General features: G+C 34.6%; 33 protein-coding genes, 2 tRNA genes and 2 pseudogenes. 20 read left to right on the plus strand and 17 right to left on the minus strand.

Annotated elements, in window-relative coordinates; all coding sequences use genetic code 11:
- Positions 1-69: 69 nt before the first annotated feature.
- From AAGD44_RS07430 to rpmG, 3 genes are all read right to left on the minus strand, one after another.
- A tRNA-Thr gene (locus tag AAGD44_RS07430) sits at positions 70-144 on the minus strand.
- A 163-nt stretch (positions 145-307) separates the two neighbouring features.
- Complete coding sequence (rpsP, locus tag AAGD44_RS07435) at positions 308-643, minus strand: 30S ribosomal protein S16 (protein ID WP_341764031.1); 336 nt, start codon at positions 641-643, stop codon at positions 308-310.
- Between the two features lie 16 nt (positions 644-659).
- On the minus strand, positions 660-830 hold the full coding sequence (gene rpmG, locus AAGD44_RS07440; protein ID WP_341764032.1) for a 50S ribosomal protein L33: 171 nt from the start codon (positions 828-830) through the stop codon (positions 660-662).
- A 282-nt stretch (positions 831-1,112) separates the two neighbouring features.
- Here rpmG and recA point away from each other — a divergent pair, with 282 nt between their 5' ends.
- From recA to AAGD44_RS07480, 8 genes are all read left to right on the plus strand, one after another.
- Entirely contained in the window at positions 1,113-2,135 is a 1,023-nt protein-coding gene (gene recA / locus AAGD44_RS07445; protein WP_341764033.1) for a recombinase RecA, read from the plus strand.
- A gap of 4 nt (positions 2,136-2,139) precedes the next feature.
- On the plus strand, positions 2,140-2,865 hold the full coding sequence (gene fabG / locus AAGD44_RS07450) for a 3-oxoacyl-ACP reductase FabG (protein WP_341764034.1): 726 nt from the start codon (positions 2,140-2,142) through the stop codon (positions 2,863-2,865).
- Positions 2,866-2,930: 65 nt separating this feature from the next.
- A complete protein-coding gene (gene gltX, locus AAGD44_RS07455) occupies positions 2,931-4,262 on the plus strand; it encodes a glutamate--tRNA ligase (RefSeq protein WP_341764035.1) in 1,332 nt (443 codons plus the stop codon).
- 65 nt (positions 4,263-4,327) lie between these two features.
- Complete coding sequence (locus AAGD44_RS07460) at positions 4,328-4,939, plus strand: 50S ribosomal protein L25/general stress protein Ctc (RefSeq protein WP_341764036.1); 612 nt, start codon at positions 4,328-4,330, stop codon at positions 4,937-4,939.
- Between the two features lie 379 nt (positions 4,940-5,318).
- Positions 5,319-5,885 (plus strand): aminoacyl-tRNA hydrolase, encoded by a 567-nt coding sequence (pth, locus tag AAGD44_RS07465; RefSeq protein WP_341764037.1) that lies wholly within the window; start codon positions 5,319-5,321, stop codon positions 5,883-5,885.
- A 139-nt stretch (positions 5,886-6,024) separates the two neighbouring features.
- Positions 6,025-7,122, plus strand: a complete 1,098-nt coding sequence (gene ychF / locus AAGD44_RS07470) for a redox-regulated ATPase YchF (protein WP_341764038.1) — start codon at positions 6,025-6,027, stop codon at positions 7,120-7,122.
- Positions 7,123-7,178: 56 nt separating this feature from the next.
- Positions 7,179-7,847: a glutathione S-transferase family protein gene (locus tag AAGD44_RS07475; protein ID WP_341764039.1), complete on the plus strand. Its 669-nt coding sequence runs from the start codon at positions 7,179-7,181 to the stop codon at positions 7,845-7,847.
- Between the two features lie 161 nt (positions 7,848-8,008).
- Entirely contained in the window at positions 8,009-9,307 is a 1,299-nt protein-coding gene (locus tag AAGD44_RS07480) for an O-antigen ligase family protein (RefSeq protein WP_341764040.1), read from the plus strand.
- 293 nt (positions 9,308-9,600) lie between these two features.
- Here the strand turns inward: AAGD44_RS07480 and AAGD44_RS07485 are convergent, their stop codons facing one another.
- Together AAGD44_RS07485 and cyaY are read right to left on the minus strand one after the other, a co-directional pair.
- Entirely contained in the window at positions 9,601-10,053 is a 453-nt protein-coding gene (locus tag AAGD44_RS07485) for a hypothetical protein (protein WP_341764041.1), read from the minus strand.
- A gap of 220 nt (positions 10,054-10,273) precedes the next feature.
- A complete protein-coding gene (gene cyaY / locus AAGD44_RS07490) occupies positions 10,274-10,588 on the minus strand; it encodes an iron donor protein CyaY (protein WP_341764711.1) in 315 nt (104 codons plus the stop codon).
- 222 nt (positions 10,589-10,810) lie between these two features.
- Between cyaY and AAGD44_RS07495 the strand changes: the two genes are divergently transcribed.
- The 3 genes from AAGD44_RS07495 to AAGD44_RS07505 all read left to right on the plus strand — a co-directional run bounded on the left by AAGD44_RS07495 (position 10,811) and on the right by AAGD44_RS07505 (position 14,004).
- Positions 10,811-11,932, plus strand: coding sequence for an ISAs1 family transposase (locus AAGD44_RS07495; protein WP_341763535.1), 1,122 nt, complete (start codon positions 10,811-10,813; stop codon positions 11,930-11,932).
- A 98-nt stretch (positions 11,933-12,030) separates the two neighbouring features.
- Positions 12,031-13,206, plus strand: coding sequence for a hypothetical protein (locus AAGD44_RS07500; protein WP_341763536.1), 1,176 nt, complete (start codon positions 12,031-12,033; stop codon positions 13,204-13,206).
- Positions 13,207-13,236: 30 nt separating this feature from the next.
- Positions 13,237-14,004 (plus strand): tetratricopeptide repeat protein, encoded by a 768-nt coding sequence (locus AAGD44_RS07505; RefSeq protein WP_341763537.1) that lies wholly within the window; start codon positions 13,237-13,239, stop codon positions 14,002-14,004.
- Here the strand turns inward: AAGD44_RS07505 and AAGD44_RS07510 are convergent.
- The 3 genes from AAGD44_RS07510 to AAGD44_RS07520 all read right to left on the minus strand — a co-directional run bounded on the left by AAGD44_RS07510 (position 13,985) and on the right by AAGD44_RS07520 (position 16,182).
- Entirely contained in the window at positions 13,985-14,131 is a 147-nt protein-coding gene (locus AAGD44_RS07510) for a hypothetical protein (protein ID WP_341763538.1), read from the minus strand. The genes AAGD44_RS07505 and AAGD44_RS07510 overlap by 20 nt on opposite strands.
- A gap of 39 nt (positions 14,132-14,170) precedes the next feature.
- Positions 14,171-15,061 (minus strand): IS982 family transposase, encoded by an 891-nt coding sequence (locus AAGD44_RS07515; RefSeq protein WP_341763461.1) that lies wholly within the window; start codon positions 15,059-15,061, stop codon positions 14,171-14,173.
- A 236-nt stretch (positions 15,062-15,297) separates the two neighbouring features.
- A complete protein-coding gene (locus AAGD44_RS07520) occupies positions 15,298-16,182 on the minus strand; it encodes an IS982 family transposase (protein WP_341763539.1) in 885 nt (294 codons plus the stop codon).
- A gap of 24 nt (positions 16,183-16,206) precedes the next feature.
- On the opposite strand from AAGD44_RS07520, the gene AAGD44_RS07525 reads away from it, so the two are divergent.
- The 5 genes from AAGD44_RS07525 to AAGD44_RS07545 all read left to right on the plus strand — a co-directional run bounded on the left by AAGD44_RS07525 (position 16,207) and on the right by AAGD44_RS07545 (position 19,268).
- A complete protein-coding gene (locus AAGD44_RS07525) occupies positions 16,207-17,190 on the plus strand; it encodes an IS982 family transposase (RefSeq protein ID WP_341763540.1) in 984 nt (327 codons plus the stop codon).
- 206 nt (positions 17,191-17,396) lie between these two features.
- The gene (locus AAGD44_RS07530; protein WP_341763541.1) at positions 17,397-17,888 is read left to right on the plus strand and encodes a helix-turn-helix domain-containing protein; all 492 of its coding nucleotides are present in this window, start codon (positions 17,397-17,399) and stop codon (positions 17,886-17,888) included.
- Positions 17,889-17,892: 4 nt separating this feature from the next.
- Complete coding sequence (locus AAGD44_RS07535) at positions 17,893-18,207, plus strand: transposase (RefSeq protein WP_341764042.1); 315 nt, start codon at positions 17,893-17,895, stop codon at positions 18,205-18,207.
- Positions 18,208-18,274: 67 nt separating this feature from the next.
- A complete protein-coding gene (locus AAGD44_RS07540) occupies positions 18,275-18,766 on the plus strand; it encodes a helix-turn-helix domain-containing protein (RefSeq protein ID WP_341763541.1) in 492 nt (163 codons plus the stop codon).
- A gap of 4 nt (positions 18,767-18,770) precedes the next feature.
- Complete coding sequence (locus tag AAGD44_RS07545) at positions 18,771-19,268, plus strand: IS630 family transposase (protein WP_341763542.1); 498 nt, start codon at positions 18,771-18,773, stop codon at positions 19,266-19,268.
- A 438-nt stretch (positions 19,269-19,706) separates the two neighbouring features.
- Here AAGD44_RS07545 and AAGD44_RS07550 read toward each other — a convergent pair whose 3' ends face one another.
- Genes AAGD44_RS07550 through AAGD44_RS07565 form a run of 4 tightly spaced genes read right to left on the minus strand, consistent with a single transcriptional unit; the run spans position 19,707 to position 22,681 of the window.
- Complete coding sequence (locus tag AAGD44_RS07550; protein WP_341763476.1) at positions 19,707-20,600, minus strand: IS3 family transposase; 894 nt, start codon at positions 20,598-20,600, stop codon at positions 19,707-19,709.
- Between the two features lie 11 nt (positions 20,601-20,611).
- Positions 20,612-20,905: a hypothetical protein gene (locus tag AAGD44_RS07555; RefSeq protein WP_341763459.1), complete on the minus strand. Its 294-nt coding sequence runs from the start codon at positions 20,903-20,905 to the stop codon at positions 20,612-20,614.
- Positions 20,906-20,955: 50 nt separating this feature from the next.
- Positions 20,956-21,243 (minus strand): hypothetical protein, encoded by a 288-nt coding sequence (locus AAGD44_RS07560; protein WP_341764043.1) that lies wholly within the window; start codon positions 21,241-21,243, stop codon positions 20,956-20,958.
- 52 nt (positions 21,244-21,295) lie between these two features.
- Complete coding sequence (locus AAGD44_RS07565) at positions 21,296-22,681, minus strand: hypothetical protein (protein ID WP_341764044.1); 1,386 nt, start codon at positions 22,679-22,681, stop codon at positions 21,296-21,298.
- Positions 22,682-22,997: 316 nt separating this feature from the next.
- Between AAGD44_RS07565 and AAGD44_RS07570 the strand changes: the two genes are divergently transcribed.
- Positions 22,998-23,228, plus strand: coding sequence for a palindromic element RPE1 domain-containing protein (locus tag AAGD44_RS07570; protein WP_341764045.1), 231 nt, complete (start codon positions 22,998-23,000; stop codon positions 23,226-23,228).
- A gap of 285 nt (positions 23,229-23,513) precedes the next feature.
- Here the strand turns inward: AAGD44_RS07570 and AAGD44_RS07575 are convergent, their stop codons facing one another.
- From AAGD44_RS07575 to AAGD44_RS07590, 4 genes and pseudogenes are all read right to left on the minus strand, one after another.
- The gene (locus AAGD44_RS07575; protein ID WP_341764046.1) at positions 23,514-23,753 is read right to left on the minus strand and encodes a hypothetical protein; all 240 of its coding nucleotides are present in this window, start codon (positions 23,751-23,753) and stop codon (positions 23,514-23,516) included.
- Between the two features lie 249 nt (positions 23,754-24,002).
- Entirely contained in the window at positions 24,003-24,191 is a 189-nt protein-coding gene (locus tag AAGD44_RS07580) for a transposase (protein ID WP_341764047.1), read from the minus strand.
- Between the two features lie 29 nt (positions 24,192-24,220).
- A tRNA-Asp gene (locus AAGD44_RS07585) sits at positions 24,221-24,297 on the minus strand.
- A 350-nt stretch (positions 24,298-24,647) separates the two neighbouring features.
- A pseudogene (locus tag AAGD44_RS07590) lies at positions 24,648-24,798 on the minus strand (IS481 family transposase); the annotation flags it as partial.
- A 190-nt stretch (positions 24,799-24,988) separates the two neighbouring features.
- On the opposite strand from AAGD44_RS07590, the gene AAGD44_RS07595 reads away from it, so the two are divergent.
- Entirely contained in the window at positions 24,989-25,159 is a 171-nt protein-coding gene (locus AAGD44_RS07595; protein ID WP_341764048.1) for a hypothetical protein, read from the plus strand.
- Positions 25,160-25,291: 132 nt separating this feature from the next.
- Here the strand turns inward: AAGD44_RS07595 and AAGD44_RS07600 are convergent, their stop codons facing one another.
- Positions 25,292-25,453, minus strand: a complete 162-nt coding sequence (locus tag AAGD44_RS07600; RefSeq protein ID WP_341764049.1) for a palindromic element RPE1 domain-containing protein — start codon at positions 25,451-25,453, stop codon at positions 25,292-25,294.
- Positions 25,454-25,465: 12 nt separating this feature from the next.
- On the opposite strand from AAGD44_RS07600, the pseudogene AAGD44_RS07605 reads away from it, so the two are divergent.
- Together AAGD44_RS07605 and AAGD44_RS07610 are read left to right on the plus strand one after the other, a co-directional pair.
- Positions 25,466-25,594 (plus strand): annotated as a pseudogene (locus AAGD44_RS07605) (transposase); the annotation flags it as partial.
- A gap of 95 nt (positions 25,595-25,689) precedes the next feature.
- Positions 25,690-26,793 (plus strand): IS4 family transposase, encoded by a 1,104-nt coding sequence (locus AAGD44_RS07610; protein ID WP_341763462.1) that lies wholly within the window; start codon positions 25,690-25,692, stop codon positions 26,791-26,793.
- Positions 26,794-26,804 lie beyond the last annotated feature (11 nt).

Raw genomic sequence — 26,804 nt, forward strand, 5'->3', positions numbered from 1 at the left:
TTGTAAAACGGGTGGGCACGCTAGGTTCTGTGAAGGAAAGCAATCTACTCTAAAGTGCAAAATATTTACTGGTGCCGGATGTCGGATTTGAACTGACGACCTATCGCTTACAAGGCGATTGCTCTACCACTGAGCTAATCCGGCAGAAGATAATCCTAAAGTAGATCTCGTTCAAAACTTGTATTAAGCAGATAACTTGCACGACACATCGAGATTTGAGACGTCAGCTGCCCCCGAGTGCACTGCGCCTTTGCGCATAAAGCTGACTTCAAATTCCCTACCAGAAGCTAATTTCAAAAGAGGTCTATCAAGCTTTTTTTGATTCTTTTTTAGGAGGTTTTGCCTTGCGGTTTTTAATTTTTATTTCCATTTTCTTTTTGATTGAGGCTGGAAGCGCTATACCAGCTTCTTCAATGAATCTTGCCACTCGTTCAGTAGGTTGAGCACCAGTACCTAACCAATATTCTATACGATCAGATTTGAGGATTACTCTGCCTTCCTCTCCCCTGATCAGCATTGGATTATAGGTCCCTACTTTCTCTAAGAAGTCCCCATCTCTAGGGGCGGTGGAGTTTGCTATCACTACCCTATAATGAGGGCGTTTTTTTGCTCCTCCTCTTGCCAAACGTATTTTTGTTGCCATAATAATTTTCTATTAACTATTTAATCTTTTCTTCTTTAAAAGGAACATGCTTCCGCACGACAGGATCATATTTCCTAAATGATAATTTCTCTGTTTGAGTTTTAGGATTACGCTTTTTTACCAAAAAATACCCTGTACCAGCAGTACTTACCAGTCTTACTAAAACATTTTTATTCTTTTTAGCCACGGTTACCCAATTTTTTCTAATTTTTATTCATAAACCGCTGCTCATGATAAAAGTATGAGCACAAATAGTCAAGAGTAAAATGTATTTTCTATGGACATTACGGTAGAAGAAGTGAGTAGGAGCCAAAAAACTGATAAACCCTCAAATTAACATACCTCAAGTTTAGGTAAAATAACAACTCTTGAAATCCATTGAATAAAATATATTATTTATTTAGGTAGATTTCCTTGAGATGTTACTTTATAAATTTAATCTAAAATATTTTAAGAAAATGAAATAATTATGGATAAAGAAAAAGCTCTTCAGGCTGCCTTGAGCCAAATTGAAAAAAATTATGGTAAAGGCTCGGTTATGAAGCTCGGTCAACGTCGTGCTGTAAATATAGAAGCTATACCCACAGGTTCTATTGGTCTTGATATTGCTCTAGGTATTGGTGGTTTACCCAAAGGGCGAATTATTGAGATATTTGGTCCAGAAAGTTCAGGGAAAACTACCTTAACTCTTCACGTAATTGCAGAATCACAAAAACAAGGCGGTACTTGTGCTTTTATTGATGCTGAACATGCGCTAGACCCAACTTATGCTAAAAAACTGGGAGTTAATATTGATGAACTTATTATTTCTCAGCCAGATACAGGAGAACAAGCATTAGAGATCACGGATACTTTAGTACGTTCCGGTGCTATTGATATGATCGTGATAGATAGCGTAGCTGCTCTTGTACCTAAAGCAGAAATAGAAGGAGAAATGGGGGATTCGCATATGGGGCTACAAGCTAGATTAATGAGCCAAGCCCTTCGAAAATTAACTGCTTCTATTTCAAAAACTAATTGTATTATCATTTTCATTAACCAAATTAGGATGAAAATAGGGGTAATGTTTGGTAGCCCAGAAACCACCACAGGGGGCAATGCCTTAAAATTTTACGCCTCAATTAGACTAGATATTAGAAAAATTTCAACAATTAAAGATAAGGAAGAATTGATTGGTAGTCAAACTAAGGTTAAAGTGGTAAAAAATAAAGTGTCTCCGCCATTTAAAACTGCTGATTTTGATATTATATATGGCCAGGGCATTTCTAAAGAAGGAGAAATAATTGATTTAGGAGTTAAATTAGAAATAATAGAAAAATCAGGTTCCTGGTTTTCTTATAAGGAAATTAGAATAGGGCAGGGACGAGAAAATGTTAAACAATATCTAAAAGATCACCCAGAGATCTGTAATGAAATCCAACAAGTAATTAGGCAAAAATCTGCTCATACTAATAATGTTATTTTTGATAGTGAAATAATCGAAGAGGTATAATAAAATGATAGATTTGACAGGTAAGATATCTCTAATTACAGGGGCAACAGGTGCAATTGGGGGGGCAATAGCCAAATTATTACATATTTTGGGTAGCCATGTAATAATTAGTGGGAGTGAGGAAGAAAAATTACAAGAAGTGGGAGGAATTCTACAGAATAATTATACAATTGCGGTATGTAATCTTATTAATGCTGAGGAATGCAGTAATTTGATAGGTAAATTCGAGAAAATCGACATTTTAATCTGTAATGCTGGTATTACTAAGGATATGTTAGCCATTAAGATGACTAATGAAATGTTTGAGCAAGTGATAAATATCAATTTAAAAGCTAATTTTATTCTAAACCGTGAAGCAATAAAAAAAATGATTAAAGAACGTTATGGTAGAATAATCAATATAGCATCGGTCGTTGCAGTTTCTGGTAATCCTGGACAAGCAAATTATTGTGCATCAAAAGCGGGGCTTATAGGGATGACCAAATCCTTAGCAGCTGAAGTAGCATCTAGAGGAATTACTATTAACGCCATTGCGCCAGGCTTTATCAAATCCAATATGACTGATAAGTTAAACGAGATGCAAAAAGAAGCCATAATGCAGAAAATTCCTCTTAAAACCTTTGGCCAGCCAGAAGATATAGCAAATATAGTAGCATTTCTTGCAAGTAGCAAAGCATCCTACATTACAGGACAAACCATTCATGTTAATGGTGGCATGTTAATGGTGTGATTCCCTTCAGGATAAGAAAAGGCCTATCCTGAATTGGCGTGTGTAGAATTAAGAATAATAGAAGTATGAGAAAAATTATTACACGGTTTGCTCCATCTCCTACCGGTATGCTGCATATAGGTAATAGCAGGACAGCCCTTATAAATTGGTTATATGCTAGACAGCATAATGGAAAGTTTATTTTAAGATTTGATGATACTGACCTTGAGCGTAGCAAAGAGGAGTATAAAAAAGCAATTGAAGAAGATTTGAAATTTTTAGGACTTAATTGGGATCAAACCTTTGCTCAGTCTACTAGGCTCGAGAAGTATGAGTTTGTTAAAAGATTATTATTGGAAAAAAATAGGTTATATCCTTGTTTTGAAACTCCTGAAGAGCTGGGCTTGAAAAGAAAGTTACAATTATCGCAAGGATTGCCACCAGTTTATGATCGTGCTTCTTTGCAGCTGACTAAAGAACAAATAAGCGACTATATAAGGCAAGGAAAAAAGCCACATTACCGGTTCTTAATATCTCATACTGCCATAAGGTGGCAAGATATGATTAAGGGGGAAATAAGATACGAAGGTAAGAATCTAAGCGATCCGATAGTGGTGCGTGAGGATAATAGTATGACTTATATGTTGTGTTCAGTTATCGATGATATTGATTTCTCTATTACGGATATTATTAGAGGTGAAGACCATGTCACTAATACAGCAGTACAAGTGCAAATGTTTGAAGCCTTAGAAGCTAAAATACCGAACTTAGCACATCTGAGTTTAGTGGTAGCTCGTGATGAAAAAATCTCTAAAAGATTAGGGGGATTTGAAATTGCCTCGTTGAGGGAGGAATCTGGGCTAGAGCCGATGGCAATAAATAGTTTCTTTAGCTTACTTGGGTCTTCAACCCCTATTTCTCCTTTTAAAAATCTGGATGAGTTAGTAAAATGTTTTGATATTACTAATATGTCCAAAAGCCCAACTATTTATTTATCTGAGGAGTTAGAACGTTTAAATCATAAATTATTAATTAGCCTTAGCTTTAAAGAAGTGCAAGATCGTTTACGTAAAATTGGCTGTGAGGAAGTAAATGAGAGTTTTTGGTTAGCGGTGAGAGCTAATTTACAGAAATTACCCGAAATAAAAGAGTGGTGGAACATTTGTTACACGCAGTTAACGAGGGAAGAGTTAGATAAAGGTTTTTTAAAACAAGCCGCAGATTTACTAGAGGATAAACCTATCGAAATAGATAGCTGGGGTATTTGGACTAAGAAAATTATGGAAGTAACAGGTAAAAAAGGTAAGGAGGTATTCCTACCGTTGAGATTAGCTATCACTGGTAGGCAATCAGGACCAGAAATGTCGGTTCTTTTACCCTTGCTTAGTCGAGCGGAAATTATAAAACGGCTAAATTAATACTTGTGTTTTGAAATAATTCGTATTATCATCGCGCACAGTTTAAAAGCTCTTAGGAGAAAAGAATGAGTGAAACATTGGAACTTGAAGCAAGAATACGAGAAAAGTTTGGTACAGGTAGCGCACGCGATCTGCGTAACAAAGGGTATGTACCGGCAGTAGTATATGGTGCAGGAAAAGAAATATTAGCCGTTTCGGTGGAAGAAAAAGAAATAACAAAACATTATAGAAAAGCTGGTTTTATCTCCACAGTTGTGCAGTTAAAAATAGATAATAACATACATAAAGTACTGCCTAAGGCTGTACAGCTGCACCCTATAACCGATATAGTACGCCATGTAGATTTTATTCACTTAGAGGCAAAAATCCAAAAAATGGAAGTACCAGTAGTTTATGAAGGGAAAGATAGGGCTTTGGGAGTCAAAAGAGGCGGGTTTTTTAATATTATCAAAAGAACTATACTTCTTCTATGTGATGTTAACAATATTCCTAAAAATATAACTGTTGATGTTACTAATATGCATATAGGGCAATCTTTAAAAGCAAGCAGCATAATACTTCCTGAAGGGACAGAAATGGTATCTAAAAATGATTTTATCCTTGCTACTATAATTGGACGTAAAGGCAGTAAAGGAGAGGGGGAGGAAACACCAACTGTAGAAGCGAAGGGGAAATAAAGAGTTTCGTTTTATAATAGACTTCCTGCATAAGTCGATCTAGTCGGTGTTTTTGTCGTCAAAACTTGCTTCCGCTCTGTAACAATCGCCTATGTATAGTTTATATCACTATGATACATACACGATAGTATGGGGAAAGCATAGTAGCTATGCATGCTTGAAGATAAATACTCGGTACGCACCTTAATGGTCTATTCTATACGCAGCTCGGCTCAGCTTCGTTGTTCCTAAAAACCCCTTAACTATTTTCGACTTATGCAGGAAGTCTATTTTAGCTGCATCCTAGTGCGTTGTGGTTTTGTGTGCCTCATCTCATTCAAATTACCTACCAAAAAGCAAGAATAGCAGAGAGATTTGTTGGGCATTTGTGGGATTTTATATGATACTTGTTGTTGGATTAGGGAATATAGGCAAAGAATATCAAAATACACGGCATAATGCTGGGTTTATAGCGGTTGACTTTTTATCTCATCAATATAATTTGTCTTGGAATATAAAATCAAAATTTCAATTGGAACTTGCCCAATGGTTAATAGATGGGCATAAAATATCAGTAGCAAAGCCATTAACCTATATGAACTTATCTGGACACTCTGTCCAGATGGTGAGTTCATATTATAATATTAAAGCACAAGATATTTTTGTCCTGCACGACGACATTGATTTAGAAGTTGGACGCATTAAATACAAATTAGGGGGTGGTAATGGGGGGCATAATGGTTTAAAATCCCTAGATCAGCATATAGGAAATAATTATCACCGTATAAGAATTGGTATAGGTAGACCCAGCTGCAATAAGAATGTAGCAGATTATGTTCTGGCACCTTTTTCTCAAGCAGAAAGTAAAATTATTGCAAGTTCTATTAAAATAATTACCGATAATTTTCATTTTGTACTTTCCAAAGAATGGGAAAAATTTAAAAATGGAGTGTCTATACTCAAATGATTTCCAGCATTGAACTTGAAAATAAAAGGCAAAGAGTATACTGCGCGCACCTGAAGAGTTGGTAGACGAAGTTCAGCGAGTATATACAGGTGAAGCATGCATTTTCCTTTATAGAACCTAAATATTATAAATAAAAATTATGACATTGAAATGTGGTATTGTGGGGTTGCCGAATGTTGGTAAATCTACATTATTTAATGCTTTAACTTCAAGTATAGCAGCTGAAGCGGCTAATTATCCTTTTTGTACTATAGAACCTAATTTAGGGGTAGTATCTGTTCCGGATAATCGTCTCCAAAAATTAGCTTTGATTGCTGGCTCAAAGAAAATGATTCCCGCTTATATAGAATTTGTGGATATTGCGGGTTTAGTAAAAGGAGCGAGTAAAGGTGAAGGGCGGGGTAATAAGTTTTTATCTCATATAAGAGAGGTAGATGCTATTTTGCATGTATTGCGTTGTTTTGAGGATATAGATATTACACATGTCTATAATAAAATTGATCCTATAGATGATGCTGAGATAATAGAGACAGAACTAATATTAGCAGATCTTGAATCAGTGGAGAAGCGGTTGGCAAGTGCAGAAAAACGTTTAAAGAGTGGCGATAAAGCTTTAAAAGACTCAATCGAATTACTACAAGCAGTACAATCCCAGCTTGTAAGAGGTAAGCCAGCACGCAGCCTTATAGGTACTTACAAAAAAGCAGATTTAGACCAGTTACAACTATTAACTTCTAAGCCAGTTTTATATGCCTGTAATGTATTAGAAAAGGATGCGGTTTTAGGAAATAACTTTACTAAACTAATAGCAAATAAGGCCGCAGAGGAAAGTGCAAAATATGTAATTATTTCATCCAAAATTGAGGCAGATATTGCCGCATTAGATAATGAAGAAGAGAAATCAGATTTTTTAAATAGTATAGGTTTACATGAGCCAGGTTTAAGTAAAATTATAAAGGAAGCATATGATTTATTAGATCTAAAAAGCTTTTTTACTATTGGGCCTAAAGAAGCGCATGCATGGACTTTTAGCAATGGTACTCTAGCTTCAAAGGCCGCAGGTATAATTCATACTGATTTTGAACAAGGGTTTATTCGTGCTGAAGTTATTAGTTATAATGACTATATAAATTTAGGAGGGGAAGTAAAAGCCAAGGAAATGGGCAAAATGCGGCTAGAAGGCAAGGAGTATAAAATGCAAGATGGAGATATAGTACATTTTCGTTTCAATGTTTAAGTTTAAATTATCCAATATTGATGGAAAGAGTTATTGAGTTGTAAAAAAGAGGTTTAGTGAGAAAATTATACCATTATCCTATTTGTCCATTATCGCGTCAAGTTCGGGTATTTTTAAAGGAATTAGATGCTCCATTTACTATAATTAAAGAAGATTATTGGCAAAGAAATAAGAGATTTTTATTACTTAATCCCGCAGGTACTCTGCCGGTATTACAAGAGGCTTCTACCTTAATTATAGCAGGAATTTATCCTATCACTGAATATTTAAATGAGAAATATCCTAATTTTAATCTTATGGATGAAGATGTAGAGGTTAAAGGAGAAATTCGTAGGTTACTTAGCTGGTTCAATGACAAATTTTATCTGGAAGTAACAAAAATTATTGTGGACGAGAAAATAGTTAGGCCCTCTTGCCAACTACAAGGGCCGCGCACAGCTTTTTTAAGGGCCGCTAGGAATAATTTATCCCATCATTTAGGTTATATCTCAACGTTATTAGAGAGAAGGAGCTTTATTGCCTCAAATAGCTTAAGTTGTGCCGATATCGCAGCTGCATGCCATATATCAGTTTTGGACTATTTTGGAGAGCTTAACTGGGATAAATGGTTAATACTAAGACATTGGTATGCCATAGTAAAATCTCGACCTAGCTTTCGCTCTCTGTTGCAAGACCATATTCCCGGATTTACTCCTCCTACTTGCTATGTTGATTTAGATTTTTAATAGATTTCTTTGATAAAATAAAAAAACAATTTTTGAAAGACGAGTAGTATATATACTGCGAACCATAATACATACAATATTACTAACTAGCCAAAATAATTATATAACGATTTTATAGGATAATATAAGTGAATAAGATTTCTTTTGTAGGATCGCCTAAAATGTCATATCAATTAATCTCCATATTAGTAGCTATAATTCCAGCGTTAGGTTTAGTTTCTGGCTTTTCTGTGGCAGTAACAGTACCTATTTTTTTACTATTAACATTGTATGCACTGCAAGGTAAGCTATTTATTAACTTGCAGCCGGTAGCGATAAAAAATAATTTATTATCCAAGTGGAAATTGGAGTTAATGTTTGGGCTCTGGAGTTTGGTTACTATTTTTTTTTCGCCAAACTCTCTGGGTTCTTTAGGGATATATATTCAAATTTCTTTAATTATATTAATAGGATTTATAGTCAATAGTAATATTGACACACTAGCTATAAATCACTTTACTGTTAGTAGATATTTTGTAATTGGTATGCTAGCTGCAGTGAGTATATTTGTTATAGAATATTTTTCTTATGGTATGATAACCAGAGGATTTCGGGTTATTTTTCAGCCAAAAACCTCCGGACATTTCTTTCTATTTACCCTAGATCGTGGCTGTTCTTTACTATCAGTGTTTTCTTGGATAGTAATTGGTATATTCATACAATATCGTAAGTATTTTTTAGCTTTAATATATTACCTACTAATTGTTTATTTATTATCCATTTCTGATAGTCTTGCCAGCTTTTTAGCTTTCATAATAGGGGGGGGAGTATTGTTAAGCAGCAGATTATTGTTCCTGCGATCTTTACAATCGGTTTTTCTGAAGTTATTTACAATAGCGTTAATAACCGGCTCAATCTGTATGCCTATTATTTCTTATAAAATAGCGCCATATGAAGCTGCAAATCACTACGCTAATTTTTTACCAGATTCTGCAAAACATCGTCTTTTCATCTGGAATTTTGTAGCTAACAAAATTGTCGAAAAACCAATTATAGGTCATGGGTTTTCGTCTTCAAGATATTATTCCCAATATTATCATACTAATAACAACAAGATAATTACTTATAATCAGTGGTCATTTTCCCTATTTCCTCTACATCCACATAACAACATAATGCAAATTCTTTTTGAAACAGGAATAATAGGGTTCTTACTATTCCTATCATTATTAGTAAAATATCTTAAACAAATTGGTAATTTAGTTATATCATCTATTGATAAGGATAATTTTTCTCAAACAAACTCTAAAATGTTAAACTATACCTCTATTTGTTACGCAGCTTTTATAAATTATTATATAATTGGGATGATTTCTTTTAATATATGGCAAACATGGTGGGTTTGTACTGCCTTTGGAGCAATGATTTTACTACAATTGCTTGTACGGTATAGCCAAAGTGATTTAGCTGGTGATACTTGAATTTAAAGGTGAGGCTGCGCAGCGTACAAGAGAATACGTGAGTATACTCGGTGAACTTCAAGAATTGGCGTCATCATGTCTAAAGATCTGCGATGCTCACGTACTATAGTACGCTGCGCTTCTCGACTTTGACACTCCTAGCTCTTCTTGAAGTTGACCTTCGTATACCAACTCTTCAGTTACGAGCAGTATACAACCGAATCCTGTAAAATCAAGTGTCACCAGCTAAATACCGCAGGCTATATCGCCAACCCAGGAGAGTTTAGTATTTTGATGACCTTAAATTAAAGGGGTTATCTTTTACCTTTCCTTAGCTTATTAAACATTCGTTGCCCAAAATAGAAACTAATGATACCGGCGAATATTGCTTGATCATCTATATTCCATAAAATATCAATATATTCAATAAGGATTGTGGTATTTTTTATAGTTTTATATTGTAAATATTTTACTCCTGCATACATAATGAAAAAGCTATAGGCCAGAACGGGACGAACTGACCCATTCAAAGCGTCGACCCAGTTCACCCCGGATTTGTAGGTAGAATATAAAATATTATTTTCAGTCACCTCTTTTGAAACATTTAGTTTTGTTAACAGCTTGCTTTGCCCCAATTTATAATTTTCAATTTGCCTATCTAAAATATTTAGCTCATGTTTTCTTTCTTTTTGTTCTTTAAAGATTTTCAAGATTTCTGGAATAATTGAACTAATGAAACCTGTTATTGACGCTAATAGTGTGATCATACGAAACCTGCTTATATATTAATCTAGTCGTGATTTTCATTTGCGAACCATATCCTTAGAGAGCTGCGGCTCTGCGAGTGAAAATGCCTATAAATCTACTTATTACATAGAAATGTTCCTAGAACCTAATATACTGAAATTTTTCTTTACACTAATAGGTTCTTATATCTACTTATAACTTATTTCTAAGATATAAGAACCTAGTGGCAAGGGAGGGTTTTTAACAAATTTGAAGTTTTGTAAAATTAAGGTTTAGTTCTTGCCCTAAAATTAACATTAAATTATCATTAGCTTTTGTTCTCCATTGACCATTGTCATAATAGAAATGGTAAGGGCCACTCACTGGGGAGGATAGCCAAATTTCTTTTGCCGCAGAATGTTTATTAATCACAAATATGCCTTGGCTTGTCGTGATGTTTAAAATGTCGTTTTGAAAATCAATTTCTAGAAGACATTGCTCATCCTCTACTTCAATTATATCGGCAATTAACGAGATAGTTTGTTCTGCTAATCTTGAAAATTTACTATTATCCATTCTTTGGTGCTCGGCTTCGTTGTTCCTAAAAAATTCCTCCATTATTTTCGACTTATACAGGAAGTCTAATACAGGAGGCAAGAGTACCGATTTTAAAATATATTGGGTTATTTTGCAAGGCTAAAGGTATGGGTACTCAGGGCTGCCTCATATAAAAAATTATATAAGTAATATTGAATAAAAATTATTATAGTAGTGGTTACAAATAAGTGAGTGGTAACCATGAGAGAAGAAGAATTACGAGAAAGTTTTGAAGACTTTATTAATGGAATAAATGATCATAGAGTTGATAGGAATAAGCTTCATAGTGTGGAGGAGATTTTATTTTTGACTTTAACTGCAATTATTTGTGGAGCAGAAGGTTGGCGAGATATTGAACGATTTGGCAGGTTAAAATTAGAATTTTTACGTACGGTGTTTCCATATGCTAATGGAATTCCTTCTGACGATACGTTACGACGTTTTTTTCGAGTACTTGATCCTAAAACATTCAGCACATGCTTTACCGTTTGGGCAAGTAGCTTAAAACTTCCAAGTAGCACACATATAGCTATAGATGGGAAAGTGTCTCGTCATACATTCGATGGTGATAAGAATCCATTACATATGGTATCAGCTTTTGCTAGTGAATGTCGAACAGTGTTAGCACAAGAGAAAGTATCTGATAAAAGTAATGAAATTACAGCAATACCTAAATTACTTGGTATTCTAGACATAAAAGGAGCTATTGTTACCATTGATGCTATGGGCTGTCAAAGAGAGATTGCCCAAGCAATTATCGATAAAGAAGCAGATTACATATTATCATTAAAAGGTAATCAAGGAAATTTACACCAAGATATTAAGTTAGTATTTGCAGATAAAGAGTTGCTGAATGAATTGTCAGTTGATATCAATCAAACAACTGACGGAAGTGAGCATGGACGTATTGAAGAACGGATTTATCGAGCTGTTACTATGCCACAAGAATTACAGGAGCAACATAATTGGCCGGAGCTTAAGACAATTATAGAGGTTATAAGTAAACGAGAAATAAAAGGAGTTTTATCTGAAGAAACAAGATATTACATTAGCTCTTTAGAGCAAGAAGCAGTAAAAATCGGTATGGCAATCCGATCTCATTGGGCTATTGAGAATAGTGTGCACTGGATTTTGGATGTTAGTTTTAGAGATGATGATTCACGTATTAGAAAAGGTAATGCTCCTCAAAATATAGCTATTATTAAACACATGGCATTGAATGTATTACAGAAGGCTAAGCAAAAAAGGGATTCTATCAAGCAGCTTAGAAAAGCAGCTGGTTGGGATAATAATCAACTACTCACTATCTTACAGTATATTTAAGTGCGGCAGCCCTGCAGTTTATTACTGAATCTGTTGACTCGCTGGTAACTAATTTTCGTTCCTCTCAGCTTTGGTCAGATAGTCTTCAAAGCCAGTTTATGACTGCGCAAAGTAAAATGGGGTCATTAACTAATAGATCGAGTGAACTTAATTCTCAAGAACAAAGACAATCCGAGAGTCTGACCTTAAAATGGGCCCAAAGTGATTCAATGATTAAAGGTTTTTCATTTAGTGAAAATCAAGCGATCAAAGAATCTATTTTACAAGGGCAATCTCTTAACGAAAATTACGGTAGTAGTGAAAGAAAAGAAACCTCTACTAGTACTAATGCAAGTTTAGGGTTAAATTTAGGAGTTGTTAATGCAGGTGGAGGAGTAGGTGCTAATAATAGTAAAACTGAAGCCTATGATACATCAGCAAGCAAACAAAAAGCCTATAATGATGCTTTAGAAAAAGTAAAATCAGCTCAAAGAGATAATCGGATTAGTACTAGCAATGATGAAGTTAGATCATTAGGCCAAGATTTAATTAGTACCTGGAATGAACAACAATCAGTTAGTAGAGAAATAGCTAAAACAACGCAAACAATGCAACAATTATCCAACCAAAGAAACTATGTTGAGAGTAACTCCGCTACTATTGACCGCAACATGAATGAACCAGTTTTACAAGCAATTATTGCTCGAAATATCCCAGGAGTAACCAGCAAGGAACAAGCAGCTAGATGGGCAAGCCACCACAGTCATGAAGCTATGAACATAGCACAAGAAGTAGTTGGTATAAATAAACCATTACCCCAAAGTAATTGGAACGATAGTCACCCTCAAGTTAAAGATCTACAGTCAATTGATTCTATCATTAACAATACACCAATGACAACACAAGAGGACCTGAAAACCAACTATCTAGAATCAAATAATAGATTACAAGAGCAAGCTACTGTGACAGATAGCACAGGTGCATCAAAAGCATTAGCCGAATCAGTAAAATCTGATTTAAATAAAGGCAAAAAATTGTATAGTCAAAATGTAGATGAAATACTTGACAATCAATTGTCCAGCTCAGAAAGAGAGAAAGCAGTAGATCTTGAAATTACGACTGTTGATATCAAGGATGATAGTAACAAATTAAAAGAGCAATTTGATCAAACCAGCAATTCAACAATTGTTAGAACTGCGGGACGAGTAGTGGATAATATGAGGTTAAATACAGATGCTATCAAAAAGCAAAATATTACTTTGCCTTTAAGCAATAACAAGGATAATAAAAATTAATATTTTAAAAATAAAAAGTAATTTATGAGTATGATAAAAAAGTTAGTTGTAACTATCCTGTCATTGCTATTATTTAATATAACAATTGTAACCGCCAAAGAATCTTTAAACCAAGAGGTTACTAACAAACATAGACTGCAACAAAATATCCAAGATCAGGATTTAACTAACGATTCTGATCTCACTGCTGCAAAATCCTATTATGATAAAGGAATAGCTTTTAAAAGATTTAAAAAATATCAAGATGCCATAGAAAATTTTGACCTAGCCATTAAACATAAACATGATTATGCAGAAAGCTACTTGGAAAGAGGATGTTGTTTATTACACTTAGAAAAATATCAAAAAGCTATAGAGAATTTTGATCTCGCTATTAAATATCAACCTAATTATGTGGAAAGCTATTTAGAAAAAGGACATGCTTTATCAGAATTAGGAAAACAACATGCAGCTATAGAAAATTATAACATAGCTATAAAATACCAACCTGATTATTCAAATGCCTATCACAACAAGGGAGTAGCTTTTGAAAGGTTAGGGCAATATCAAGAAGCTATAGAAAATTATAATTTAGCAATTAAATACCAACCTAATGATGCACCGACATATTATAACAAGGGTATATCTTTAATAAAGTTAGGAAGATACCAAGAAGCTATAGAAAATTTTGACCTGGCTATACAATACAAACCTGAACTTACTGAAAGTTATCAAGAAAAAGGTCAAGTATTACAAAAACTTGGAAAATCTAAGGACGCTACAGAATTATTTAATAAAGCTAAATCGTTGTCAAAGTAAATTTTTTATCTACTAATAGATTAACCGCGCGTGTAGCCTTAAGAAAATGGCTAAAATCGCTATAATAACGCCATGTTCGACTTTTTTTTAAGATTGACAAAAGAATAGGATAGCCTAATAAGGTCATAGTTCAATTATCGAGAAAGAAGCTATGACCCTAGAAACGTTAATTCTGGATAAGAGAGTTATGAATATATAGATTAAAGTCAAGTTTTGTGGAAGGTTTAGTTTTTTTTAGAGAATAAGCAACTAGGGTAGAAAGAATATGAACAAAAGCATTAATAGGAGATCTATGTCTTGTATGTTCAAGATTCATTTTATTTTTTAAAAAATCAAAAACTGTTTCAATTAAGTTTCGTTTTCGAAGCAAGATTTTTTCCTTTAAATCCATTAATTTATTCGCCATATTTTTCTTAATTCCATGAATCATTTTTAAGCCTCTTTCATATAAATTTAAAAACAAATTTTGCTTGATATATCCCTTGTCAGCGGCCATAATGCCAGTTAATCCTTTAGTTAATTGCGCTACCGGAACTCTATCATCTACATTACCATTAGTCACTTTTAATGCCATAATTTCTCCTTGGTTATTAATTATTAAATGTAATTTAAAGCCATAAAAATATCCCATAGAGGATTTACTATGTTTGGCTAATCCTTTAAAAACTTTATTACTATAGCGTCGTTTATTGTGACAAGCTTTAATTGTTGTAGAGTCAATAAAATAAATACCTGTTTCTTGCCCAAATAATAAATGAATCAACATATTTAAGGGCATGAATAATCGCGGCATTAAAGCAACAAATCTGTTATAGCTTAGGGCGCTAGGGAAGTCGTTCTTATGTAAATATTCGACGTAAGTTTTATAGAAAAATTTAAAGTTCTTAGCATGCGATGTATGAAACATAATTATTATTGTTAACATTTCGCTTAAACTCATATTACAAGCGCGATCTCTCTGCTTATTGGATGGTAATAATTTGCTCTTTTCATATTCAAGATAAATTTTACAAAAATCATCTATAAAACTATATAATTCTGTGATATCTTTCTTCATGCCTACAGTTTGTTTTTTTGTTCAAAAACTTCAATACTGTAGGTTGCCTCCCTTGGCAATCCTTATTATACGCCATGTTCGACTTTTTTTTAAGATTGACAAAAGAATAGGATAGACTAATAAGGTCATAGTTCAATTATCGAGAAAGAAGCTATGACCCTAGAAGAGTTTATCATTACTGTGTATTGTTTCATAGAAGAAAAAATGACTATCTTAACGCCATGTTCGACTTTTTTTTAGCAGGTAACTAATTTTTCGAGTTGTGTTGGCACAAGTTTTAAAGACTTTGTCAAAAATGTAGCAATAGTATGAGCAAGTAATTTTCTAGCGATGCGAGATTGTAGATGCCAGTAACTCTTAACTCTGATAGCATTAATAGCAAAACGTTCTGTAAGCTGACCAATAACAGTTTCAATTAAACGACGAGTAGCAGTAATCCATTTAAGGAAATTCTTGGATCTATTATCCTTCATATTCTTTTTTAAAGGTGTTTGTAAATCAATGTTTTTGGTGGCCAACTCATCTTTTAAATCCTGACCAAGATAGCCTTTATCGCCCAGTACCATGCCACTAATATTAGGAGACATTACTTGCAGAGCTTCACGTTCAGACCCATTAGCAGGAGTTATCATGAATCCAGCTATTCGACCTTCTTCATTAATTAATACGTGTCCTAGAAAACCGTAATAATAGCTATCTTTCGAAGCGCAGTACCCATAGTCAGCGTATTCCTTAAAACATCGCCCTCTCGTTGCTCGGGCCAAATTTATTACAGGAATCGGTACCCCATCTATCATATGCAGATCTGATTTGCTTGCACTCTTAAACAAGTCGGCAAGCAGCATGTTCTTAATAGATAAAAGACCGCTACATTGCTTCACATAAGACGGTCTACTCTTTAGATTGGGAAACCATTCTTGAAAATGACGTTTAAAATATTCCCATATCTGCTTGTCTTGGTGCAAACCGATAAATTCTCCCACCACTTCCATTGTTAATGCTTCCACGTCACTTAAGCAAGGTGGAAATCCTGCTTTCCTTACTTTGATATTTTTGGTTATTATAGTCATTTTTTCTTCTATGAAACAATACACAGTAATGATAAACTCTTCTAGGGTCATAGCTTCTTTCTCGATAATTGAACTATGACCTTATTAGGCTATCCTATTCTTTTGTCAATCTTAAAAAAAAGTCGAACATGGCGTTTATTATCTATTATCCTCCCATATTCCCCTTATCCAGAATTAACGTTAGAAGAGTTTATCATTACTGTGTATTGTTTCATAGAAGAAAAAATGACTATAATAACCAAAAATATCAAAGTAAGGAAAGCAGGATTTCCACCTTGCTTAAGTGACGTGGAAGCATTAACAATGGAAGTGGTGGGAGAATTTATCGGTTTGCACCAAGACAAGCAGATATGGGAATATTTTAAACGTCATTTTCAAGAATGGTTTCCCAATCTAAAGAGTAGACCGTCTTATGTGAAGCAATGTAGCGGTCTTTTATCTATTAAGAACATGCTGCTTGCCGACTTGTTTAAGAGTGCAAGCAAATCAGATCTGCATATGATAGATGGGGTACCGATTCCTGTAATAAATTTGGCCCGAGCAACGAGAGGGCGATGTTTTAAGGAATACGCTGACTATGGGTACTGCGCTTCGAAAGATAGCTATTATTACGGTTTTCTAGGACACGTATTAATTAATGAAGAAGGTCGAATAGCTGGATTCATGATAACTCCTGCTAATGGGTCTGAACGTGAAGCTCTGCAAGTAATGTCTCCTAATATTAGTGGCATGGTACTGGGCGATAAAGGCTATCTTGGTCAGGATTTAAAAGATGAGTTGGCCACCAAAAACATTGATTTACAAACACCTTTAAAAAAGAATATGAAGGATAATAGATCCAAGAATTTCCTTAAATGGATTACTGCTACTCGTCGTTTAATTGAAACTGTTATTGGTCAGCTTACAGAACGTTTTGCTATTAATGCTATCAGAGTTAAGAGTTACTGGCATCTACAATCTCGCATCGCTAGAAAATTACTTGCTCATACTATTGCTACATTTTTGACAAAGTCTTTAAAACTTGTGCCAACACAACTCGAAAAATTAGTTACCTGCTAAAAAAAAGTCGAACATGGCGTTAAGATAGTGAGTAGTTGATTATTATCCCAACCAGCTGCTTTTCTAAGCTGCTTGATAGAATCCCTTTTTTGCTTAGCCTTCTGTAATACCATTTCCCCATTATAAGCAGAGATATTAGATTGATAGAATGAGTAATTTATGATATAAAGCTAGGTAATAATGAAATAATAGGAAGTAACAAGGAAATGCCTAAAGTATCAAAAATGATAAATGACGAATTAGTATTAAAAGCAAGGGAAGCTTTGAATAACGGAGGGAAGAATGGTGTTGTAGTAACAAGATTAAAAGCCATACTAGCATCGAGTAAGCATGGTATTAAGAAAGTAGCGGAAGTTTATGATATCAACAGATCTTCGCTACATAGATGGGTTGCTCTATTTCGAGATCAAGGCATTGATGGTCTCAAGAACATAGCAAAGCCTTCTAGATCAAAATTAAATACTGCTCAAAAAGATGAGATTAAAACTTTGATAAAGAGAGACAGTAGTATTACGATTAAGAAATTAAAGATAGTGATAAAAGAAAAATTTGATATAGATATAGAAAAATCTAGTATACATAGAATGCTAGGGGCACTTGGGTTTAGGCATATTACTGGTAGAAAGAGGCATTACAAAGCTGACACATCTTCTCAAGAAGAATTCAAAAAAAAATCTACAACAAGTACACCAAGATAATCCTATGGTACCTATTTATTTTTTTGATGAGACTAGGTTTGGGACCAATACAAAACATGGTTTAGGATGGTTTGAAAAAGGCAGTAGGACTCCAGTTCCTACAAAGCTGGGATTTAAATCATTTTATCTTTATTCTGCTACAAATCATAGAGATGGAGACTCTTTTAGTTTAATTATTCCGAATGTTGATAAGGCCTGTATGCAAGTTTTTCTTAATGAATTTGCGAAACATATAACTACAAAAGTTATACTAGTGATGGATGGAGCTGGATGGCATAAAGGTCTTATACCATTTCCCCATTATAAGCAGAGATATTAGATTGATAGAATGAGTAATTTATGATATAAAGCTAGGTAATAATGAAATAATAGGAAGTAACAAGGAAATGCCTAAAGTATCAAAAATGATAAATGACGAATTAGTATTAAAAGCAAGGGAAGCTTTGAATAACGGAGGGAAGAATGGTGTTGTAGTAACAAGATTAAAAGCCATACTAGCATCGAGTAAGCATGGTATTAAGAAAGTAGCGGAAGTTTATGATATCAACAGATCTTCGCTACATAGATGGGTTGCTCTATTTCGAGATCAAGGCATTGATGGTCTCAAGAACATAGCAAAGCCTTCTAGATCAAAATTAAATACTGCTCAAAAAGATGAGATTAAAACTTTGATAAAGAGAGACAGTAGTATTACGATTAAGAAATTAAAGATAGTGATAAAAGAAAAATTTGATATAGATATAGAAAAATCTAGTATACATAGAATGCTAGGGGCACTTGGGTTTAGGCATATTACTGGTAGAAAGAGGCATTACAAAGCTGACACATCTTCTCAAGAAGAATTCAAAAAAAAATCTACAACAAGTACACCAAGATAATCCTATGGTACCTATTTATTTTTTTGATGAGACTAGGTTTGGGACCAATACAAAACATGGTTTAGGATGGTTTGAAAAAGGCAGTAGGACTCCAGTTCCTACAAAGCTGGGATTTAAATCATTTTATCTTTATTCTGCTACAAATCATAGAGATGGAGACTCTTTTAGTTTAATTATTCCGAATGTTGATAAGGCCTGTATGCAAGTTTTTCTTAATGAATTTGCGAAACATATAACTACAAAAGTTATACTAGTGATGGATGGAGCTGGATGGCATAAAGGTCTTACAATACCAGCTAATATTGAGATTATGTACTTACCACCATATAGTCCAGAGTTAAATCCTGTAGAGAGGTTGTGGCAACATTTAAAAGATTCGGTATTAAAAAATAAAGTTTACGATTGTTTAACTAAACTTGAAGATGCTGTAATTGAATTTATTCAATCTATTTCAATAGAAACTATAAAATCTATATGTAATTGTTCATATATCTATTTATAATAGGGAAATGGTATTAGTACGTAAGGAGCGGAGGTCATGAAGTAATGCGAGGTGATGATTAGTTTTCAGGAATTGGTATCAGGAGGAGTTATAGCATGAGAAAGGGGGCGCACTAATAGTTTAAGGTCAAAATATCTATGAGCTTTTTTAGAGCTCTTAAGAATAATCTAAGCCTGAGAGCCAGTAATTAATTAAATAATTACTGGCGTTTGGTAACATTCTACTTACCATTTAATGTTCTAGTAGGCTCCTAACCGTCCCTCCTACTTCCACGATTTTGGGCTCGATTTACTATGGGTTTGACCGGAGGGGTCGGGGACGCAGTAAAAGAGTGGTTAGGCTCCTCAGCAGTCTCCTTCGGGTCTATACCTTCCCGGCGTTTTGAACTGCGCCCCTATGTTTAGACCAAAAAAGCTTTAAATAGAGAGACTATTATTTTCATAAACTATCTACAAAAATATTATTTTTATAATTTTGTAGCTGTTGTGGTAATAGTGGAATTGTGGGTAAGTCGCAAGACTTATCCATAAATCCACTATATATCTCAAACGGCGTTTTGTACTCCAAAGCCTGATGGGGCCTTTGATTGTTATACCAATTCAACCATTTCGGGATATTATTTTTCAACTCTAAAACTGAAGTACACCGGTATAAATACGACCCCTCATACTTAAACGATCGCCATAAACGCTCAATATGGGCATTATCGTTACACCTGCCTTTGCCCGTCATGCTGATGCTTATGACGCATCTCCTCAATTCATTAATCCAATCCTCGCTGGTAAACTGGCTACCTTGATCACTATTAATTATCGACGGCTTCCCATATTTAGCTATAGCATCTTCTAACGCTAGCAAACAGCTCTCTGTATTTAAACTATTTGATAAACGATATCCTACTACTAATCTAGTATAAACATCGATTAATGCAACCAAATACATAAAACCACTTTGTACCCTTAAATAAGTGATATCCACCTGCCATACCTGATTTGGCTTTATAACCTCTAACCCTGATAGCAAATATGGATAAATAGCTTCTTTTAGGTTTCTTTTACTTGTATTAATCGAAGGGTAAATTGCTTGCAAATTCATTAGTTTCATCAACCTCCTGACTTTTTTGCTGTTAACAATTACCACTTCTCTCCTAAGTATCGCCGTTATTCGCCGGTAACCATATATCGGATAATTACTATAGATCTCAACTATTCTATTACTTAAATAATTATCTTGATCCTTCTCCGAATCCTTGTAATATAGGCTGGAGCGGTTCAGATTCAATAGCTGACTTTGCCGACGAACACTTAAATCTTTATAATCCTTATCTACCATCACTTTCCTCTTTATAGTTTCAACTTGGCAGATACGAGCTGCAAAAAATCGTTTTCTACCTTCAATTTGCCAATAGTTGCATGCAGTTTCTCTATTTCGCTTGTAGAACTAGAGGAATTACCGTTTTCATAGCTAAACTTAAAAATATCAGCACCATTTTCCAAAAATTGTTTCTTCCACCTTGTCATTACCGACCTTGGAACTTGATATTTTGAGATTATTTCAGCAATACTCAAATCTCCTCGGATCATCTCTAGCGATACTTTAAACTTAAATTCTTTACTGTAACTTTTTGGCTTACTCATTTTCGACTGCTCCTATTTTATATTTATTTTAACATAAAATAGTCTCTCTATCACTGCTCTAGTTTTCGGGGCGCATTACGTTTTCCAATTTCCCTTGCCAGGATGGCTGCTATGGAGTCAGGGGGCGTAGGACTTTTCAGTGGAGCTTTTGCTACATCACCATTGCCTCCTTGAACCTGTTTCAATTGCCCCCTTGTTCGTATCTCTTGCAATAAATTGCTACGGTCAGACCCAGGTGAGGAGGGCGGCGTGTATGCAGGAGCTCTCGGCGGTGGGGGAGGAGGTGTCGTCCGAGCGGGAGGGGGAGGAGGCCTAGAGATGGTTGTCCCTGAATTCATACTTTTTGCATCTGATGAAGCATCATATTGATAAGGCGCCGTAATAGTATCTCTATAAGAGGGCGGAGGTGAGGGAGGCGCCGGCGGCGCAGGGGGAGGAGGTGTCGTCCGAGCGGGAGGGGGAGGAGGAGGGATTGCCGGACGTCCTGACTGCGTTGTACTCGTTGCAAAAATGGAGTTGGTTACCAGTAGCTTGATTCTTTGCTAGAGCTATATCCCCGGGATACTGAGCTTGATTGGTCGTTACACTATCATTGTTCCTAGCGTCTCGAGTATTTTCCACAATTATATGTTGCGCTTCAATCTTTTTTGCGTTGTTCCTGTATTCAGTGGTTAGGCTTACATCTGGAGCAGAGGGTATCTGTTTTGCACGCCCGGCTTGTTGTGATAGTGCCATATCGGCAGCTACTTCAGAAACATTTGTAGGCTTTATCCCAAATCTTATTTGATATGCCTTTTCTAAGGCTGCTATCTCATTTCTTAATTTATGGAATTTATCACCCGCAAGACTAAGCGCGTTCTCTTTATTATATAGCTTCTTTAAGTCTGCCGTGATTGTTTCAGTCATGCTCGTAAACTTTTCGTTATTGTCCCTCATAACTGCGAGATATTTTTTTTTAACATCCAGCGACACTTTAGTGAGCTCTTTTGTATAAGGAGTTAGCGCTTTTTGCACTTTACTTTTAGTCAGGCGATCTATTAAATTCGTTACCCCTTTACTGATTTTATCCCAAAAACCTTTAGCTGGCAATTTATTGATCTCTTTTTTTGTTTGCTGGTATAATATTGCTAAATCCTGGATTCTATCATGTTGTTCTATTAAATTTTCAGTGTTAATAAGTTCTGTGTCTAAATAGTTTTTTTGGTTGTTTAAAGCTTGCCTTTGCTCCGGCAATGCATGCCCTGTATTTTTTATAGGATTATGATCTACTAGGTGAGTCGATTCAAAAGTAAATGGCTTGAATAAATCTAACCTTTGTTTTAGTTCAGTGGCTCCTTCTGGGTTGTCTTTCTTAAGTTTATTAATTCCTTTATCTATTTCTTGTGTTATGATCTCCTGTAACCCTTGTTCTCTAATATATAAATTCAGTAATTTGCCTTGAACCTGTATCATTTTTTCGTTATTTTGATTTTGTTTTACTGCGTGTTCAAGAATTTCCCCGCTTCTATCTGCAGATAACCATTTTATTATTGGCACCGCTCGAATTACTTTTCTAGCGTTTTCATATATACGAGAATGCTTGGGTAACGTTAAATCTAGTATGTCTTTTTCTTCCTCTAGCTTGTCGGTAAGCTCTAGCCAGTGCCTGTTACTCGCAAGCATTTCTGCCATAAGAAACCGCATATCTTCAATTTCTGGCTGTAGCGCTAGTACTTTCTCTGCTTCTTGCTCTTCTTTACTGAGTATTTTTTGTTCTCTTGTTTTTTCTGTATCCATAAAAACTCCTATAATTCAACTATCCTTATTTCCTTACAAATCTATTTATATTATATATAATAATTAAGGTAAATTTACTCTAGTGTAACATATTGATTTAATTATTTGTAATAATTTTTTAATGTTAAAGTAATTTTATGCTGTTAAAGGCTTCTAGTGCCGGGGGAAGGGTAGAAGGGCTGAGACTTGTAGATAAATTAAACTAATCAGGACTGTGATAAAAAAATCTCTAATATTTCTTAACTAATCTCTTTACCTACTAATTCTGGACTTAAAAATCCCTTCCCAATACTGCAAGTTTTATGCAGTAGACCTCTTGCATAACCTAAAGATAATTGAAGAATTTTTAGGAGAAACGAAGTCGAGTACCGCAGCGTACATAGACGTACGTGAGGAACAGAGAGGAGTTTCGACGACAAAATTACCAATTAGATTAGGTTATGCAAGAGGTCTAATTTTTGAAAGACGAGTAGTATATCCCAGCGCTACATCACTGCGAATAGGTCTCAACATAAGCGTCATTGCCAGGAGGCGATCAGCCGTATAGCTTAGGCTATTATGATACATACATGATAGTATGTGGGAAGCATAGTTAGTTATACATACTTGAAGATAAATACCCTGTACGCACCTTAATGGACTATACTATACGTGCGCAATCCAGGAAAATTTCTTGCAATCAAACTAATATTTTTTGGATTGCCGCGCTCGCTAACGCAAAGCCCCGCAATGACGAGGGTGACCTTTAATTAAATTGTTGAATATTTAAGACAGCAAAAATATAGAAATTATTATCTGATATATAGAAGGGTACTACTTGAATTTTGATATGTTAATTGCGAAAAGAATGAGCATGTAATTTTTCTTGCTCGAATAGCCTATCGGAAAGTCTATGGAAGTCATTAGCCGATACTGCCCCACAAGTTAGGCGGTAAATTTTAACGATCACATCATGCTTTGGTATAACGTCTGCATGAATATATTTATGGACTAAGCTGCTATTTTTACCGATCTTTTTAGCAAATACATGAATTTGCATTTTTTGCAATTCCAGCCACTTTTCTAATCTCATCTACGACAATCTTTGAAGTTGTATTAGGTTGTGTTGAAAAGAAATTTAACGTAACCATAATATAAGTTCCAACAAAATTTAAGAAGTCTAAGAAAACGATTGGAGCCTTATCAAATCTAGAGAATATTCGTCTAAAATGTTTGATTTTACCAAAGAAACATTCAATTAGATGTCGTTCTTTATAGATATGTTGATCATACTCACGCTGTACTTTGCGATTAGATTTAGGTGGAATAACAACCTGACACCCTACTTACTTGCTAAGCTTTTTACAAAAGCATCACTATCATACCCCTTATCTGCTATAACAGCTGTATCTTGTACATCTTTAGTAAGATTTTCAGCCTGGGTAATATCGTTTCTCTGACCAGCGGTTAGTATAAACTGCAATGGATTACCAAGAGCATCTACCTTAACATGGATTTTTGAGTATGGCAAGTAGAATCCCAAAAAGCTGATAGGGAATATGGCGGGAGTGACGGGACTCGAACCCGCGACCTTCTGCGTGACAGGCAGACGCTCTAACCAGCTGAGCTACACCCCCAAAAATTGTTAAGCTAATTAAACCTTAAAAAGAAACAATGCCTACAACAAGGGACGGAATATAGGAGGAAATATATATAAAGTTAATTCCCGTGTCAAGGTTCATAAGTGTCTATTGGAAGAAAATAATTTATGAATATAATGGGCTGAAGAAACTAGACAGGAAAAAAGGTAAATTTGTTTCCTAATTAAGATAAAATAAAATGGAATTAAAATGAAGAAAGAAAATGACCAAAAATAAGGGCAAAGTTTTCAGTAGTGAAGAGAAAACAAAAATAGTATTAGAATTATTACGAGATGAAAGTCCATATAAATGGTTCTTTTAAAGGGTCATAATTTTTTTCAATTTCTTGTATAAGTTGCAGTAGGTCTCTTATATACAGCTAATACCTTTACTTGGACAGTCATCTATGGCAGTATATTGATATAAATTATTAGCAATTTTACATACAGCCATTTGTACTCTTACGCCTGGCACCTTAGCACTATAACGTTTCACTTGCTTACGGTAATAGCGTTTTAAGTTTAACAACCCAACATTATGTTTTTTTAATACATTATGGGAGTGTTGCGAGAGTATTAGAACGCGAGTTTAGGATAAGGAGAGTTTAGAGAAGTAATAAGAAAGGGTTTTGCAAATCAAAGATGTTGAGTTATAAGAAATTTTTTAAAGAAAATCAAGATAACTCAACATGAAGAAATGTATCACAACAGTATATTATTTAATAGATAATTTTTGTAAAATTTATCAAGAATGGGAAGGTAAGAAGTTGATTGCTTCTGATAGGAAGCGCCAAAGACAAGGAAGTTTAGACCTTTGTGAATTATTAACTATAGAGTTTGTTGTAAAACCAAAGATATGATAAATTAACAGATAATAAGCGATGAATATTAAATTATGGCAAGAGCAAAATATCCTACAGATCTAAAAGAAAGAGCATGGAGTTTAATACAAGAATTATTTATCCCATCATGCAAAGAAGGAGGTAGACCCCCTAAATATAGTAAGAAAGACATAATAGACCTCTTGCATAACCTAATCTAATTGGTAATTTTGTCGTCGAAACTCCTCTCTGTTCCTCACGTACGTCTATGTACGCTGCGGTACTCGACTTCGTTTCTCCTAAAAATTCTTCAATTATCTTTAGGTTATGCAAGAGGTCTATTTAATTATTAACAATAAAGGAGAGATAATGGCAGTTAAAATTACTAAAGGAAATAGAAGTGATATCTCTACTGTTTTGTCTATAACTCAAGGGTTAGAAGGTAAATTATTTGGTGATAAGGCTTATATCTCAGTACATGACATAAAGGTTAACAAGGAAAAAAACAGTGGATAACGCATGATCAAAGTCCTATAACTTAAGTTGTCTAAGACTTAAGGAGAAGGAGAATGACTTCAGCGTTATCACAACTATTAGGAAACTATTTTTTTAAGAGTTTTGCAAGTATAAAATTAATCGAGCAGATAATAACAGGATTGTTCTATGTCAGAGATGTCAATCTTACTCAACTAGCTTTGGTAGTTCAAGGAGCTGGCAATGATAATTCTCGATATCGCAAACTACAAAGATTTTTTTCTGGCTTTAGTTTTTGTTATACTGCACTGGCTAAATTATTAGTAGCATTTGCCAAAATTGAATCAGAAAAATGGTTGTTGGCTTTGGATCGTACTAACTGGAAATTTGGCAAGCTTGATATCAATATTTTAGTATTATCAATCTGCCATAATGGCATAGCTATACCAATCATGTGGGACATGTTACCAAAAACTGGCGTTTCAAATAGTGGTGAACGTCAGAAATTAATAGGTAGATTTTTGCAAGTATTTGGAGTAGAAAAAATATCAGCATTGCTTGGAGATCGTGAATTTATCGGTGATGACTGGTTGAAATTTCTAGCAGATCGTAATATTCCATTTTATATAAGAATTAAGCAAAATTTAACTATTGGTAGATCAGAAAACGAATTAGTGACAGCAAATCCATTAGTAAAGAAGTTACAGAATAATGAATATAAAGTACTCAGAGGTAAGAGATATTTAGGTAAGAACTATAAAGGACCTAAAGTTTCTGTGGCTGCTTTGCGTAACGGAGAAGGAGAATTAGTAATTATAGCAACCAATGACAACCCCTATCAGGCCTTGGATATTTACAAAAAACGCTGGGAAATTGAAAATCTTTTTGCATGCCTTAAGACGCGTGGCTTCAACTTTGAAAATACCCATTTAGTACATTTGGATAGAATAAACAAATTATTAGGGATATTAGCTATAACTTTTACCTTTGCTTATACTGTGGGCTTATGGCGGCATTCTATCTGGCCTATAAAATTGAAAACTCACGGCAGAAAGGCTATGTCACCTTTTAGGTATGGACTTGATTACTTACGAAGAATATATTTAAACCAAGGGCAAATGTACAAGGAACTATCCAGCATTATTGATATATTTATCAAGCCTCTAATCCCCAAATTACCAACAATTATATCATGTTAACCTTTATGTCA

The sequence above is a fragment of the Candidatus Tisiphia endosymbiont of Beris chalybata genome, assembly GCF_964026555.1.
Taxonomy (GTDB): domain Bacteria; phylum Pseudomonadota; class Alphaproteobacteria; order Rickettsiales; family Rickettsiaceae; genus Tisiphia.